Source organism: Streptomyces alanosinicus, assembly GCF_014650595.1.
GTDB classification, from domain to species: Bacteria; Actinomycetota; Actinomycetes; order Streptomycetales; family Streptomycetaceae; genus Streptomyces; species Streptomyces alanosinicus.
Map to the genome: position 1 here is coordinate 121,407 of NZ_BMVG01000002.1, position 12,531 is coordinate 133,937.

At 70.9% G+C, this 12,531-nt stretch carries 14 protein-coding genes and 1 tRNA gene; 7 read left to right on the forward strand and 8 right to left on the reverse strand.

What is annotated here, in order from left to right:
• Positions 1-72: 72 nt before the first annotated feature.
• Both IE277_RS06830 and msiK read right to left on the reverse strand, forming a co-directional pair.
• Entirely contained in the window at positions 73-531 is a 459-nt protein-coding gene (locus tag IE277_RS06830) for a hypothetical protein (protein ID WP_189949493.1), read from the reverse strand.
• Between the two features lie 209 nt (positions 532-740).
• Positions 741-1,877 carry a diacetylchitobiose ABC transporter ATP-binding protein MsiK gene (msiK, locus tag IE277_RS06835; RefSeq protein ID WP_189949494.1) on the reverse strand — a complete coding sequence of 379 codons (1,137 nt, stop codon included), beginning with the start codon at positions 1,875-1,877 and terminating at the stop codon, positions 741-743.
• 236 nt (positions 1,878-2,113) lie between these two features.
• Here msiK and IE277_RS06840 point away from each other — a divergent pair.
• Positions 2,114-2,187 (forward strand) — tRNA-Thr (locus IE277_RS06840).
• A gap of 60 nt (positions 2,188-2,247) precedes the next feature.
• Here the strand turns inward: IE277_RS06840 and IE277_RS06845 are convergent.
• Together IE277_RS06845 and IE277_RS06850 are read right to left on the reverse strand one after the other, a co-directional pair.
• Positions 2,248-3,654 carry an NAD(P)/FAD-dependent oxidoreductase gene (locus tag IE277_RS06845; protein WP_189949496.1) on the reverse strand — a complete coding sequence of 469 codons (1,407 nt, stop codon included), beginning with the start codon at positions 3,652-3,654 and terminating at the stop codon, positions 2,248-2,250.
• A 10-nt stretch (positions 3,655-3,664) separates the two neighbouring features.
• A complete protein-coding gene (locus IE277_RS06850; RefSeq protein WP_189949498.1) occupies positions 3,665-4,318 on the reverse strand; it encodes a rhomboid-like protein in 654 nt (217 codons plus the stop codon).
• On the opposite strand from IE277_RS06850, the gene IE277_RS06855 reads away from it, so the two are divergent.
• Together IE277_RS06855 and IE277_RS06860 are read left to right on the forward strand one after the other, a co-directional pair.
• Entirely contained in the window at positions 4,317-5,234 is a 918-nt protein-coding gene (locus IE277_RS06855; RefSeq protein ID WP_189949500.1) for an aminoglycoside phosphotransferase family protein, read from the forward strand. The genes IE277_RS06850 and IE277_RS06855 overlap by 2 nt on opposite strands.
• 62 nt (positions 5,235-5,296) lie before the next feature.
• Positions 5,297-5,776, forward strand: coding sequence for a GNAT family N-acetyltransferase (locus IE277_RS06860; protein WP_189949502.1), 480 nt, complete (start codon positions 5,297-5,299; stop codon positions 5,774-5,776).
• 25 nt (positions 5,777-5,801) lie between these two features.
• Here IE277_RS06860 and IE277_RS06865 read toward each other — a convergent pair whose 3' ends face one another.
• Positions 5,802-6,959, reverse strand: coding sequence for an FAD-dependent oxidoreductase (locus IE277_RS06865; protein ID WP_189949503.1), 1,158 nt, complete (start codon positions 6,957-6,959; stop codon positions 5,802-5,804).
• A gap of 161 nt (positions 6,960-7,120) precedes the next feature.
• Between IE277_RS06865 and IE277_RS06870 the strand changes: the two genes are divergently transcribed.
• Positions 7,121-7,810: a pentapeptide repeat-containing protein gene (locus tag IE277_RS06870; RefSeq protein ID WP_229880872.1), complete on the forward strand. Its 690-nt coding sequence runs from the start codon at positions 7,121-7,123 to the stop codon at positions 7,808-7,810.
• 78 nt (positions 7,811-7,888) lie between these two features.
• Here IE277_RS06870 and IE277_RS06875 read toward each other — a convergent pair whose 3' ends face one another.
• The gene (locus tag IE277_RS06875; protein ID WP_189949507.1) at positions 7,889-8,389 is read right to left on the reverse strand and encodes a hypothetical protein; all 501 of its coding nucleotides are present in this window, start codon (positions 8,387-8,389) and stop codon (positions 7,889-7,891) included.
• A gap of 53 nt (positions 8,390-8,442) precedes the next feature.
• Here IE277_RS06875 and IE277_RS06880 point away from each other — a divergent pair, with 53 nt between their 5' ends.
• Positions 8,443-9,837 (forward strand): M1 family metallopeptidase, encoded by a 1,395-nt coding sequence (locus IE277_RS06880; protein WP_189949508.1) that lies wholly within the window; start codon positions 8,443-8,445, stop codon positions 9,835-9,837.
• Between the two features lie 55 nt (positions 9,838-9,892).
• On the opposite strand, the gene IE277_RS06885 is transcribed toward IE277_RS06880, so the two are convergent.
• Positions 9,893-10,468 carry a TerD family protein gene (locus IE277_RS06885; RefSeq protein WP_189949510.1) on the reverse strand — a complete coding sequence of 192 codons (576 nt, stop codon included), beginning with the start codon at positions 10,466-10,468 and terminating at the stop codon, positions 9,893-9,895.
• A 156-nt stretch (positions 10,469-10,624) separates the two neighbouring features.
• Between IE277_RS06885 and arfB the strand changes: the two genes are divergently transcribed.
• The gene (gene arfB, locus IE277_RS06890) at positions 10,625-11,062 is read left to right on the forward strand and encodes an alternative ribosome rescue aminoacyl-tRNA hydrolase ArfB (protein ID WP_189949512.1); all 438 of its coding nucleotides are present in this window, start codon (positions 10,625-10,627) and stop codon (positions 11,060-11,062) included.
• A gap of 84 nt (positions 11,063-11,146) precedes the next feature.
• Positions 11,147-12,013: a sigma-70 family RNA polymerase sigma factor gene (locus tag IE277_RS06895; RefSeq protein ID WP_189949514.1), complete on the forward strand. Its 867-nt coding sequence runs from the start codon at positions 11,147-11,149 to the stop codon at positions 12,011-12,013.
• Between the two features lie 20 nt (positions 12,014-12,033).
• Here IE277_RS06895 and IE277_RS06900 read toward each other — a convergent pair whose 3' ends face one another.
• Positions 12,034-12,492 carry a GNAT family N-acetyltransferase gene (locus IE277_RS06900; protein ID WP_189949516.1) on the reverse strand — a complete coding sequence of 153 codons (459 nt, stop codon included), beginning with the start codon at positions 12,490-12,492 and terminating at the stop codon, positions 12,034-12,036.
• Positions 12,493-12,531 lie beyond the last annotated feature (39 nt).

Here is a 12,531-nt window from a genome sequence, read left to right on the forward strand (position 1 = left end):
GCTCCGAGCCGCGCCGACGGCGGCACACCGCTGCGTCCAGCCGTGTCCGGTGCGTGCACCGGGGCAGGGACGTCAGCTGTGCGCGGCCAGCACGCCGGAGGCGAACGAGGTGTCGCACACCGGGCGGGCGTAGGACTGGGCGCGGTAGGCGCCGTACTTGCGCACCGCCGCCTGACCCAGGGCGCGGGCGATCGCGGTGCAGTGCCGGGCCAGCGAGGGGCGTCCGTTGACGGCCTGCTGGAGGTGGGTCAGGACGATGGCCGGGTTCTTCTCCTGGAGCTCGCCCATCAGCTGGTCGCGGAGCACGTCCTGCGGGGGCCGGGCCTTCTTGGCGGTGCCCGCCGCCGTGGAGACGTCCGAGGCGGTCAGCAGCGAGCTGGAGGGGCTTCCCGTCCAGTTGACCCGGGTGACCGCGAGGGTCCCCGAGAGCACCAGGACGACGGGCAGGACGAGGGCGAGAGTGCGGCCGATCCGGCGGGCAGGGCCGCCCCGATGGCCGTGTCGCGTCTGCGGGATGGTGGAGTGCTTCACGCGTGTGAGGGTAGCGCGGGGTAATGATTTGGCGACATTTGGTCACCCCTTCGGGGGATGGAAAGGCCCCTCTTTCCGGGTAGGGGGTTGACGTGTCGCGCCCGGAATGAACGCTGTGCCGGGGTATATCCGAGGGTGGATGACACACGAAAGGGGTCCCACGGCACTCCGTGGGACCCCTTTCGTCAACTTCGGTACAAACGCCCTGCTCAGTCGGAGAGGCGCTCACCCGTGGACGTCGAGAACACATGGGTCTCGCCCGGCCGCGGCACCACGTGCAGCGTGGCGCCCTTCTCCGGCACCTGGCGGCCGTTGACCCGGACGACCAGGTCCTTGACCTCGTCGCCGACCTCGGCGCTGCCGTAGACATAGCCGTCGGCGCCCAGTTCCTCGACCACGTTCACCGAGACGGCGAGACCGGCCGGGGCGTCCGCGCTGTCCTTGGAGAGCGACGCGGCGGCACCGCCGCCCAGCTCGACCACGTCGAAGTGCTCGGGCCGGACGCCGACGGTCACCGTGCGGTCACCCTTGTCGGAGGCGGCCTTCAGGGCCTCCCGGTTGACCGGGACGACGCTGTTGCCGAACTTCACGCCGCCGTCGGTGATCGGCACCTCGACCAGGTTCATGGCCGGGGAGCCGATGAAGCCGGCGACGAAGAGGTTCGCGGGCTTGTCGTACATGTTGCGCGGGGAGTCGACCTGCTGGAGCAGACCGTCCTTGAGCACGGCCACCCGGTCGCCCATCGTCATGGCCTCGACCTGGTCGTGGGTGACGTAGACGGTGGTGATGCCGAGACGGCGCTGCAGGGACGCGATCTGCGTACGGGTCGACACACGGAGCTTGGCGTCGAGGTTCGACAGCGGCTCGTCCATGAGGAAGACCTGCGGCTCACGCACGATGGCGCGGCCCATCGCGACCCGCTGGCGCTGACCGCCGGACAGGGCCTTCGGCTTGCGGTCCAGGTACTCGGTGAGGTCGAGGATCTTCGCGGCCTCCTCGACCTTCTGCCGGATCTCCGCCTTGTTGACGCCCGCGATCTTGAGCGCGAAGCCCATGTTGTCGGCGACCGACATGTGCGGGTAGAGGGCGTAGTTCTGGAACACCATGGCGATGTCCCGGTCCTTGGGCGGCAGATGCGTGACGTCGCGGTCGCCGATGCGGATGGCGCCGGCGTTGACGTCCTCCAGGCCCGCGAGCATCCGCAGCGAGGTGGACTTTCCGCAACCCGACGGGCCGACGAGGACGAGGAACTCGCCGTCCTCGATCGCGATGTCGAGGCCGTCGACGGCGGGCTTGGTGGAGCCCGGGTAGATCCGGGTCGCCTTGTCGAACGTGACAGTGGCCATGGCTCAGAGGCCCCCTTCTACCGGCAGGAACGTGCCGGACGATCCGTTGTAGGAAGGTGGTTGGTCCAGTCCGCCCGGCGTGGTCCACGCGATGTGGTCCACGCGAGTGAACTGGCTCAGGACCGTACCTGGCGTTCACTCGATCTGTCAGTACCTGGGCCACAGTGAACTTCGCGGAAATTTTCGACAGGGGCGGGCCCAGACCTGGGTACACTGCACGGGCGCCCCATGCGCAGGCCTCCTTAGCTCAGCTGGTCAGAGCGCCGCTCTTGTAAAGCGAAGGTCGTCGGTTCGAATCCGACAGGGGGCTCGGAACACGGTGCGGCCCCGGACTTCGGTCCGGGGCCGTTCGCGTTCGGTGCCGTCTCGTTCAGTGCCGTCCCGCCACCCGGTCCGCGATCTTCGCCAGCCGGGACGACCCGGTGCCCGGGCGAAGCCGTTCCCGCTGGTCGGCCGTGCGGTAGGTGGCGTACATACCGTGGACGCCCAGCCAGCGGAAAGGTTCCGGCTCCCATTTGCGGACCTGGTGGTCGACCCAGGGGAGGTCGGTCAGCTCGGTGCGGCCGCTCTGGCCGGAGTCCTGCTGGACCAGGTCGCGCAGGGTGCGCGCGGCCAGGTTGGCGGTGGCGACACCGGAGCCGACGTAGCCGCCGGCCCAGCCGAGGCCCGTGGCGCGGTCGAGGGTCACCGTGGCGCACCAGTCGCGTGGCACACCGAGGACGCCCGACCAGGCGTAGGCGACCCGCAGACCCGCGAGGGACGGGAAGAAACGGCTGAGGATCTCGCGCAGGGCCTCGATGGTCGCCTCCTGGGTACGGCCGTCGTTGTCCGTCCGCGACCCGAAGCGATAGGGCACCCCGCGGCCGCCGAGGGCGATCCGGCCGTCGGCGGTGCGCTGGGCGTACATATAGGCGTGGGCCATGTCGCCGAGGGTCTCGCGGCCGTCCCAGCCGATCGTCGCCCACTGCTCCTCGGTCAGCGGCTCGGTGGCGATCATGGAGGAGTTCATCGGGAGCCAGGTGCGCTTCTGGCCCTTCAGGGAGGCCGTGAAGCCCTCCGTGCAGCGCAGGACGTACGAGGCGCGCACCGTGCCGTACGGGGTGATCGCGTGCCGGGGGCGGATCTCGGTCACCGGGGTCGACTCATGGATGGTGACACCGAGGGCCTCGACGGTGTCCGCGAGTCCCTTGACCAGTTTCACGGGGTGCAGCCGGGCGCCGTGCGGGGTCCAGGCGGAGCCGACGGCGTCGGCGACGCGGATCCGCTCGGCGGTCTCCCGGGCGCCGTACAGTTCCCGGTCCTTCTCGCCGTAGGACAGCTCATGCGCGTGGAAGGCCCTCAGGCGTGCCAGCTGGGCGGGTGTGGTGGCCACTTCGAGGACGCCGCCCTGGTGGATGTCGGCGTCGATGCCCTCGGCCCCGGCGACCGCGATGACCTCGGCGACCGTGTCGTTCATGGCCTTCTGCAGCCGTACGGCGGCCTCGTGACCGCGCAGTTTCGCGTACCGGTCGCGGCCGGCGATGCCGTTGTAGAGCCAGCCGCCGTTGCGGCCGGAGGCGCCGTAGCCGCAGAACTTCTGTTCGAGGACGATGATGCGCAGGAAGGGGGCGGCCTTCTTCAGGTAGTACGCCGTCCACAGGCCGGTGTAGCCGCCGCCGACGATGACGACGTCGGCCGACGTGTCGCCGGGCAGTGGTTCCCGTACGGCCGGGAGGCCGTCGTCCGCGTACCAGTAGGAGATCCCGCCGTTGACGACACTGCTTGCCGAGCTGCTCATGGCCGGGACGCTAACCCCTCGGAGCGGCCAGTGTCTCCTTCGGATTCCATGCTTTTCCGCGGCCTCTGACCAGCGGATAACAGGAGAGGCCGACCAATACGGACAGGAAGTGGCCGAGGTCGGTGAAGGTCGGCCCCTCGGCCAGGGGCAGCCCGAAGAAGATCAGCACGGCCAGCAGATAGGGGTATCGCCAGGGGGCGGCGATCCGGTAGGTGAGGACGCCGATGACCCCGGCCAGTGCGTAACTGACCCCGATGTCAAGGGTGTTGACGGCGGAGCTGGAGGCCATGCCGTCGCGGATCGCCATCAGCAGCGCCAGCTCGCTGATCAGTGAGGCCAGGATGTGCGCGAGCGCGCAGACCGCGAGCCAGCGGGCCGTGCCGAGCCAGCGTTCGGCCGACGCGTGGAAGACGCTGTACAGCACCACATAGGGGAGCCAGTGGCCGCTGTCGATCCACATCGCGCTCGCGACGAGGACCCGTACGGGATTGTGCGACAGCTCGTGGATATTGGTCGACCGCTGGCGCAGGAAATGCTGCTCGAACGCCGGTGACATCTGGTGCATCGCGACGGTGGTGAGAAAGAGGACCGCCAGCCACACATATGTGCCGGGTGCGCTGCGGATGTACGCCCACACGCCGCCGAGGCCCCGGTTAATTCGCATGAGCCGATTCACGCACGCCAGTATCGTCCGGTGGGTGATCGACATCCCCGGTGATCTCGCGGAAGCACAGGAGACCTATAACGGAGCGGCGGGCCGGGCCTTCATCGCCGGGCTGCCGGATCTGGCGGCCGGCTTCCTGGATCGCTGGCGGCTGCGGATCGACGGCCCCTCCATGAACGGTGTCAGCGCGCTGGTCGTGCCGGTGGTCCGCGCCGACGACAGCCCCGCCGTCCTCAAGCTCCAGCTGCCGGACGAGGAGACCGCGGGCGAGCCGGTCGCGCTGCGGACGTGGGCCGGGGACGGGGCCGTACGGCTGCTCGACCACGATCCGGCGACCGGCACGATGCTGCTGGAGCGGCTCGACGAGTCCCGGATGCTCTCCGCGGTCGAGGACACCCGCGCGGCCGTCCTGGTCATCGCAGGGCTGCTGGCCCGGTTGACGTCCTTCCCGGCGCCGCCGCAGCTGCGCCGGCTCGGTGACATCGCCGAGGCCATGTTGGAGCAGACGCCCTGGGCTCTGGAACGCATCCCCGATCCGGCCGTGCGCCGCCTGGTCGCGGACTGCGCGGCCGCCCTGCGCGAGGTCGCCGCCGAGCCGGGGGACCGGCTGCTGCACTGGGATCTGCACTTCGAGAACGTCCTCGCCGCCGGCCGCGCCGAGTGGCTCGCCATCGATCCCAAGCCGCTGGCCGGGGACCCCGGGTTCGAGCTGTGGCCCGCGCTGGACAACCGGTTCGAGGCGGCCGAGGTGCGCCGGCGCTTCGACGCGATGACGGAGGTCCTCGGCCTGGACCGGGAGCGGGCCCGCGCCTGGACACTGGGCCGGTTCCTGCAGAACGCCCTGTGGGACCTGGAGGACGGCCGGCCGCCGGAGGAACGCCGGCTGGAGATCGCCCGCCGGCTCCGCGACGCATGAAGAAGCCCAGGCCGGAGCGGCCAGGGATGTCGCGCCGCGGTGCGTCCGGTTAGCCTCCCGGCATGATTCGTGCCGCCTGTCCCGAAGACGTCCCCGTCATCCATGCCCTGATCCGCGAGCTGGCCGAGTACGAGAAGGCGCCCGAGGAGGCGCGGGCGAGCGAGGCGCAGCTCCGGGAGGCGCTGTTCGGCGAGCGGCCGGCGGCCTTCGCGCACATGGCGGTGGACGACGACAGCGGTGAGCCGGCCGGGTTCGCGCTGTGGTTCCTGAACTTCTCCACGTGGCGCGGCGTGCACGGCATCTATCTGGAGGACCTGTACGTCCGCCCGAGCGCACGGGGCGGCGGCCACGGGCGCGCCCTGCTGACGGAACTGGCGCGGATCTGCGTCCAGCGCGGGTACGAGCGGCTGGAGTGGTCGGTACTGGACTGGAACCAGCCCGCCATCGGCTTCTACGAGGCGCTCGGGGCGCGGCCGCAGGACGAGTGGACGGTGTACCGGCTCACGGACAGGGCGCTGGCCGCGCTGGGGTCGGGTCACTGATTCCGTAGCGCCGGGGCCGGGCGCGTCATGGCTTTTGTGCCACCGCGGGCCGGCCGAGGATCAGGGACACCGCGGTGACCGCGCTGTTGAAGGACACCTCGGACAGCACGCCCGGCGCCGCCACCGAGTCGCCCACGAGGTACACCCCGTCGCCCCGGTCCACCGCGGGCCGGTCCCGCCATCTGCTGCCGGGCAGGTCCACGGCGCCGGTACGGCCGTCCGCCAGGGCCTCCCGACGCCAGGTCAGCCGCTGCCGCCAGCCGGGAAAGCCCAGGTCGAGCAGTTCCTCGGCGCGGGCCAGGCCGTCGGCGCGGGTCTCCTGCGGCCCGATCGGGAGATGGGCCTGGATCAGCTGCTCCCCGGCCGGCGCGAGGGACCGGTCGGGCGCGGTGCACCGCTCGAACCAGCCGGCCGCGTCGAGGTCGGAGAGGATGAAGGGATCGCCGCGCCGGGTCCGTACGGCGAGGTCGAGCAGGACGGTACGGCCGCTCGGCCAGGTCAGCGAGTCGTCGCCGAGCAGCCGCCGGGCGGCGGACAGCGAGGTGGCGACGACCACGGGGCTGCCGGTGGGCAGCTCGGTGACGCGGGACCGCGTCTCGACGCGTACGCCCAGATTCCAGGCCCGTGCGGTCATCCGCTCGATCAGCGGACCCCAGCCGCCGACCGGGTAGTGCGCCTCCGGCGGCAGTTTGGTGGCCCGGCGCAGCCGCTCCTGCACGAACGCGGCGGACAGGGCGCCCGGGTCGTGGTGGAAGAGGGCGACGGCCGCGTAGTTCGCCGCGGCGCGGGCGCCTTCCCCGCCTGCGACCGCGGTCGCCCAGCCGAGGAAGTCGGCGTCGACGGGGGCCCGGCGGACACTGGTGCCCAGCAGTTTCAGCATCCCGAGGGGCGGGACGCGGCGCAGGGCGCCGTGGTGCCTCAGCCTCAGCCGTGCTGCGTCCAGGGGCGGGATCGGGGCGAGCGGGCCGATGAGGCCGCGCTGTTTCAGCCAGGTCCAGTGTGGGCCGCCGTTGTAGAGGGCGTGCGGGCCCTCGTTGGTGCGGTACGGCCCCTCGGCGGTGCGGGCGCGGCCGCCCAGGGTGTGGTGGGCCTCGTGCAGGGTGACCTGGGCGCCTGCCTCGGCGGCGGTGATCGCGGCGATGAGTCCGGCGAAACCGCCGCCGATGACGGTGATCTGCTGCATGGTGTGGGCTCTCCCTCGGCTCGGAGGCGATGGACGCGTGTGCGGCAACGCCTGGTCGTGATGACGACGGCGAAGGGGCGCCGGAATGTGACACCGTCCGCGTTTTTGCAGGTCAGCCGCAGGTCAGCCGGATTGTCAGTGGCGGGGTGCAGCATGGGGGCATGGCGAGGAGAGTGACGGGCGACCGGCCTGCGGGCCGGGCGGAGACGAAGGGTGCGCGACGGCCGGAGCTGCGGCTGCCGCCGCTTCAGCCGTGGACCGAGGGGGAGTTGCAGCCGGACGGGGACTATGACGGACTGGAGTTCCGGGACACCGACCTGACCGGGCAGGACGGCGTGGGCGCCCGGTTCATGGACTGCGCGCTGACCGGCTGCGCGGTGGGCGGGACGGCACTGGGCAGAGCCAGGGTGCTGGACTCGGTCCTGACCGGGCTGCGCGGGGTGGGGACACATCTGGCCGAGTCCACGTTCCGGGACGTCGAGCTGATCGACGCCCGGCTGGGCGGCACGCAGTTGCACGGTGCCGTCCTGGAGCGGGTCGTGATCCGCGGCGGCAAGATCGACTATCTGAATCTCCGCGAGGCCCGCCTCAAGGACGTCGTGTTCGAGGGCTGTGTCCTGGTCGAGCCGGACTTCGCGGGCGCGCGCCTGGAGCGGGTGGAGTTCGTCGACTGCGCGCTGCGCGAGGCCGACTTCGGCAGCGCGACACTGAAGGACGTGGACCTGCGGGGGGCCGCCCCGCTGGAGATCGTGCGGGGCCTGGACCGCCTGTCGGGCGCGGTGATCAGCACCGGACAACTGCTCGATCTGGCACCGGCGCTGGCGGCGGAACTGGGGATCCGGGTGGAGTAGGCCCTACGGCGGCGGGCCCTGGGGCAGTAGGTCATAGGGCAGTGGACCCTGGGGCAGTCGGTCCTACGGCAGTGGGTCCTATGGCAGCCGGGGGAAGCGGGCCTGCAGCGTCCAGACGGCCGGGTTCTCGGCGAGGTCGTCATGGAGGTCGGTGAGGTCCTCGATCAGATCGTGCAGGAAGTCGCGCGCCTCGCGGCGCAGTTCGGCGTGCGAGAAGGACAGCGGGGACTCCTCGGCCGGCAGCCAGTCGGCGGTGATGTCGACCCAGCCGAAGCGGCGCTCGAAGAGCATCCGGTCGGTGGACTCGGTGAAGTCCAGTTCCGCCCGCTGCGGCCGGGCGGCTCGGGAGCCCATCGGATCCCGGTCCAGCCGCTCCACGATGTCGCACAGCGCCCAGGCGAAGTCCAGCACCGGCACCCATCCCCAGGCTGTGGACAGCTCCCGGTCCGTCTTGGTGTCCGCGAGATAGACGTCACCGCAGAACAGATCGTGGCGCAGCGCGTGGACGTCCGCGCGGCGGTAGTCGGTCTGCGGCGGGTCCGGGAACCGGTTGGAGAGGGCGTAGCCGATGTCGAGCACGCAAGAGATGGTGTCACGCCGCCGGGCGCACCCCTGCACATAAGATCACTGACATGTCCAGATCCGTACGCCTTGTCCCGGCTGCCGCTGCCCTGCTCGCCCTGACCCTCACGGCCACCGCGTGCAAGGGCGGTGTCCATGGCACCCCGGGCGGCTCCGGCGTACGCGACCCGTACTTCCCCAAGGCCGGCAATGGCGGCTATGACGTCGGGCACTACGACCTCACCCTCGACTACACCCCGGCCGGCCGCCGTCTCACCGGCACGGCCGTGATCACCGCCCGCGCCACCCAGGATCTGTCCGCCTTCAACCTCGACCTGGCCGGGCTGGACGTCGACTCGGTCACCGTGGAGGGCAAGAAGGCTCTTTTCAGCCGGGCCGGCCAGGAACTCACCGTCCGCCCTCACGACGATCTGAGCAAGGGCGAGACCTTCCGGACCACCGTCCGCTACTCGGGCAGACCGCGCACCCTCACCGACCCCGACGGCTCCGAGGAGGGCTGGGTGCCCACCGGCGACGGCGCCCTCGGCCTCGGCGAACCCGTCGGTTCCATGGCCTGGTTCCCCGGCAACAACCACCCCTCGGACAAGGCGACGTACGACCTCAGGGTCACCGTCCCCAAGGGCCTTGCGGCCGTCTCCAACGGCGAGTTGGCGGGGCAGACCACCAAGGGCGGCCGTACGACCTTCCACTGGCACACCGCCGAGCCCATGGCGACCTACCTCGCCACCGTCGCGATAGGCCACTACGACATCGCCCGCAGCACCGGCCCGCACGGGCTGCCGATCCTCACCGCCGTCGACTCCGGCCAGGCGGAGGACAGCAAGGACGTGCTCAAGGAGATCCCCGGCATCATCGACTGGGAGGAGATCAACTTCGGGCCGTACCCCTTCTCCTCCACGGGGGCTATCGTCACCCCGCCGAGCGACGCCGGCTACGCCCTGGAGACCCAGAACCGGCCCGTCTTCCCCGCCGACCAGTTCGACACCGAGACGGTCGTGCACGAACTCGCCCACCAGTGGTACGGCGACTCGGTCACCCCCAAGTCCTGGCAGGACATGTGGCTCAACGAGGGCTTCGCCACCTACGCGGAGTGGCTGTACCGGGAGGACCACGGCGGCAAGAGCGCCCAGCAGACCTTCATGGACGAGTACAACAGTGACGACGAGGCCATCTGGGCCTTCCCGCCGGCGAAACCGTCGAGTGCCGCCCATATCTCCGACAGCCCCGTCTACCAGCGCGGCGCGATGATCCTGCAGAAGATCCGGCAGAAGGTCGGCGACGACACCTTCTACGACATCATCCAGGGCTGGGCCGCCGCCCGCCGCCACGGCAGCGCGAACACCGCCGACTTCACCGCGTTCGTGGAGAAGAAGGCCCCGGACCACGACTTCACCGAGATCTGGAAGGACTGGCTGTACGGCGACGGAAAGCCGGCCCACCCGTGACCCGGGCGGGCGGAGCGCCCGGCCGGAGCCGGGCGCACCGCGGGTCGAGCGTGTGTCAGACGTTCACACCGAAGTCCTGGGCGATGCCGACCAGGCCCGAGGCGTACCCCTGGCCGACCGCGCGGAACTTCCACTCCGCGCCGTTGCGGTACAGCTCGCCGAAGACCATGGCCGTCTCGGTGGCGGCGTCCTCCGACAGGTCGTAGCGGGCGATCTCGGCGCCGCCGGCCTGGTTGATGATGCGGATGTAGGCGTTGCGGACCTGGCCGAAGTTCTGGCTGCGGTTCTCGGCGTCGTAGATGGACACCGGGAAGACGACCTTGTCGATGTCGGCCGGGAGCGCGGCCAGGTTGACGTTGATCGACTCGTCGTCGCCCTCGCCCTGGCCGGTGGTGTTGTCACCGGTGTGGACGATGGAGTTGTCCGGGGTCTGCTTGTTGTTGAAGAAGACGAAGTGCGCGTCCGAGTAGACCTTGCCCTGCGTGTTCACCGCGATGGCGGAGGCGTCCAGGTCGAAGTCCGTGCCGGTCGTGGTGCGGACGTCCCAGCCGAGGCCCACGGTGACGGCGGTCAGGCCCGGAGCCTCCTTGGTCAGCGAGACGTTGCCACCCTTGGAGAGGCTTACAGCCATGTTGGGAGTCCCTTCCTTTGAATTTCTGTGTAGCCGTGCCGAAGAAGCTACCGTCACCCCGAAGAACGTCGAGCGGGGTCCCGGTGGTTCCGGATGCCTTTACCTTTTTTACTGAGGGCGAAAACCGGGTGACGTGAGGCGGCCCGTGCCGGGAACATGGGAGGCATGTCCGGGCCCTATCTCATCCGCGGCTCGGTCTCCCTCCCGGAGGCCGAGCTGATGTGGCGTTTCTCCAGGTCCTCCGGGCCCGGCGGGCAGCATGTCAACACCAGCGACTCGCAGGTGGAGCTGCGCTTCGACCTCGCCCGCACCGAGGCGCTGCCTCCGGTGTGGAAGGAGCGGGCGCTGCAGCGGCTCGCGGGCCGGCTCGTCGACGGCGTGCTGTCCGTACGGGCCTCCGAGCACCGCTCCCAGTGGCGCAACCGCGAGAGCGCCGCCGTACGCCTCGCCGCCCTCCTCGCGGAGGCCTGCGCGCCCCCGCCGAAGCCGCGCCGGCCCACCCGGATCCCGCGCGGCATCAACGAACGCCGGCTGCGCGAGAAGAAGCAGCGGTCGGACACCAAGCGGGGCCGCTCCGGCCGGGACTGGGGATGAGCCGGAGGGTCCGTCACATATCCGGCCCGTGATCCGTCAGTGGGGTACACGTCCAGTGAGGCGACGGAGAGACCGGAGACCCCGATGAGCGACGATGAGCAGTACCGCGACGACCGCGACGACGACCTTCTCGCCGAGCGGTTCGAGGCGTACCGGGGGCATCTGCGTGCCGTCGCCTACCGAATGCTGGGCTCGGCCACGGAGGCCGAGGACGCGGTGCAGGAGGCGTGGTTCCGGCTGAGCCGGTCCGACGCCCATGAGGTGGGCAATCTCGGCGGCTGGCTGACGACCGTGGTCGGCCGGGTCTGTCTCGACATGCTGCGCTCGCGCCGCTCCCGGGGCGAGCAGCCGCTGGACACCTGGCAGCCGGGGCCCTCCGCCGAACCGGACCCGGCACAGGACGCGGTGCTCGCGGACTCGGTCGGGGCGGCGCTGCTCGTCGTCCTGGAGACGCTCTCGCCGGCTGAGCGGCTGGCGTTCGTGCTGCACGATCTGTTCGGGGTGCCGTTCGAGGAGGTCGGCGATGTCCTCGGGCGCAGCCCGGCCGCCGCGCGGCAGCTGGCCAGCCGGGCGCGGCGGCGGGTGCGCGGGGCGGACGCGCCGGAGGCCGATCTGGTCCGCCGCCGGGAGGTCGTCGACGCCTTTCTGGCGGCCGCGCGGAGCGGTGACTTCGACGGGCTGCTGGCGGTGCTCGACCCGGACGTGGTGGCGCGCGGCGAGAGCGGTGCGACGGTCGGAGCGGCCCAGGTGGCCTCCGGCGCGAAGAGCTTCGCGCATCTCGCGCGCGTGGCGCGGCCCGCGCTGGTCGACGGCGCGACGGGACTGGTGGTGTACGCCGACGGCCGCCTGGAGCGCGTCCTGACGTTCACCTTCGTCGACGACCGCATCACATCCATCGACATCATGACGAATCCGGCGGACCTGTCGGCCCTGACCGTCGAGCCCGCCTGAGGGCGGCATCCCGGGATCGGTCACAACTCCAGTACGCCGACGGTCTGTCCGCCGCTCGTCTCGCCGTTCTTGCGGAACCCGAGCCGCAGATAGAACTCCTCGGGACCGTCCGGGCCGGGATGCCAGGACACGTACATCTCCTTGCCGCCGCGCCGGCGGATCTCGGCGGCCACCGACTCGACGGCGAAGCGGCCGTAGCCCCGTCCCTGCGTGTCCGCCGCGATGTTGAGGCGCCACAGGCCCGAGCGGTGCACACTGCCGTCGCCGTTCCAGTCGATGTCGAGGAAGGCCATCAGGAAGCCGACCGGGCGGTCGTCGTCGACGATCAGCCGTGGCCAGGCGACCCCGGCGGGGTGGACGTACGCCTCGGCGAGGGACTTCACGACCGGCTCGACCGCGTGTTCCTGGCCGGGGCGGATCCGGATGCCGGTCGCGGCGTCGAAGTTCGCGGGTGTGACTTCTTCCAGGCGGGGGGTCATCCGCGCACCCTAGGCAGGCCGGCTGCGCGGGCGCGACGG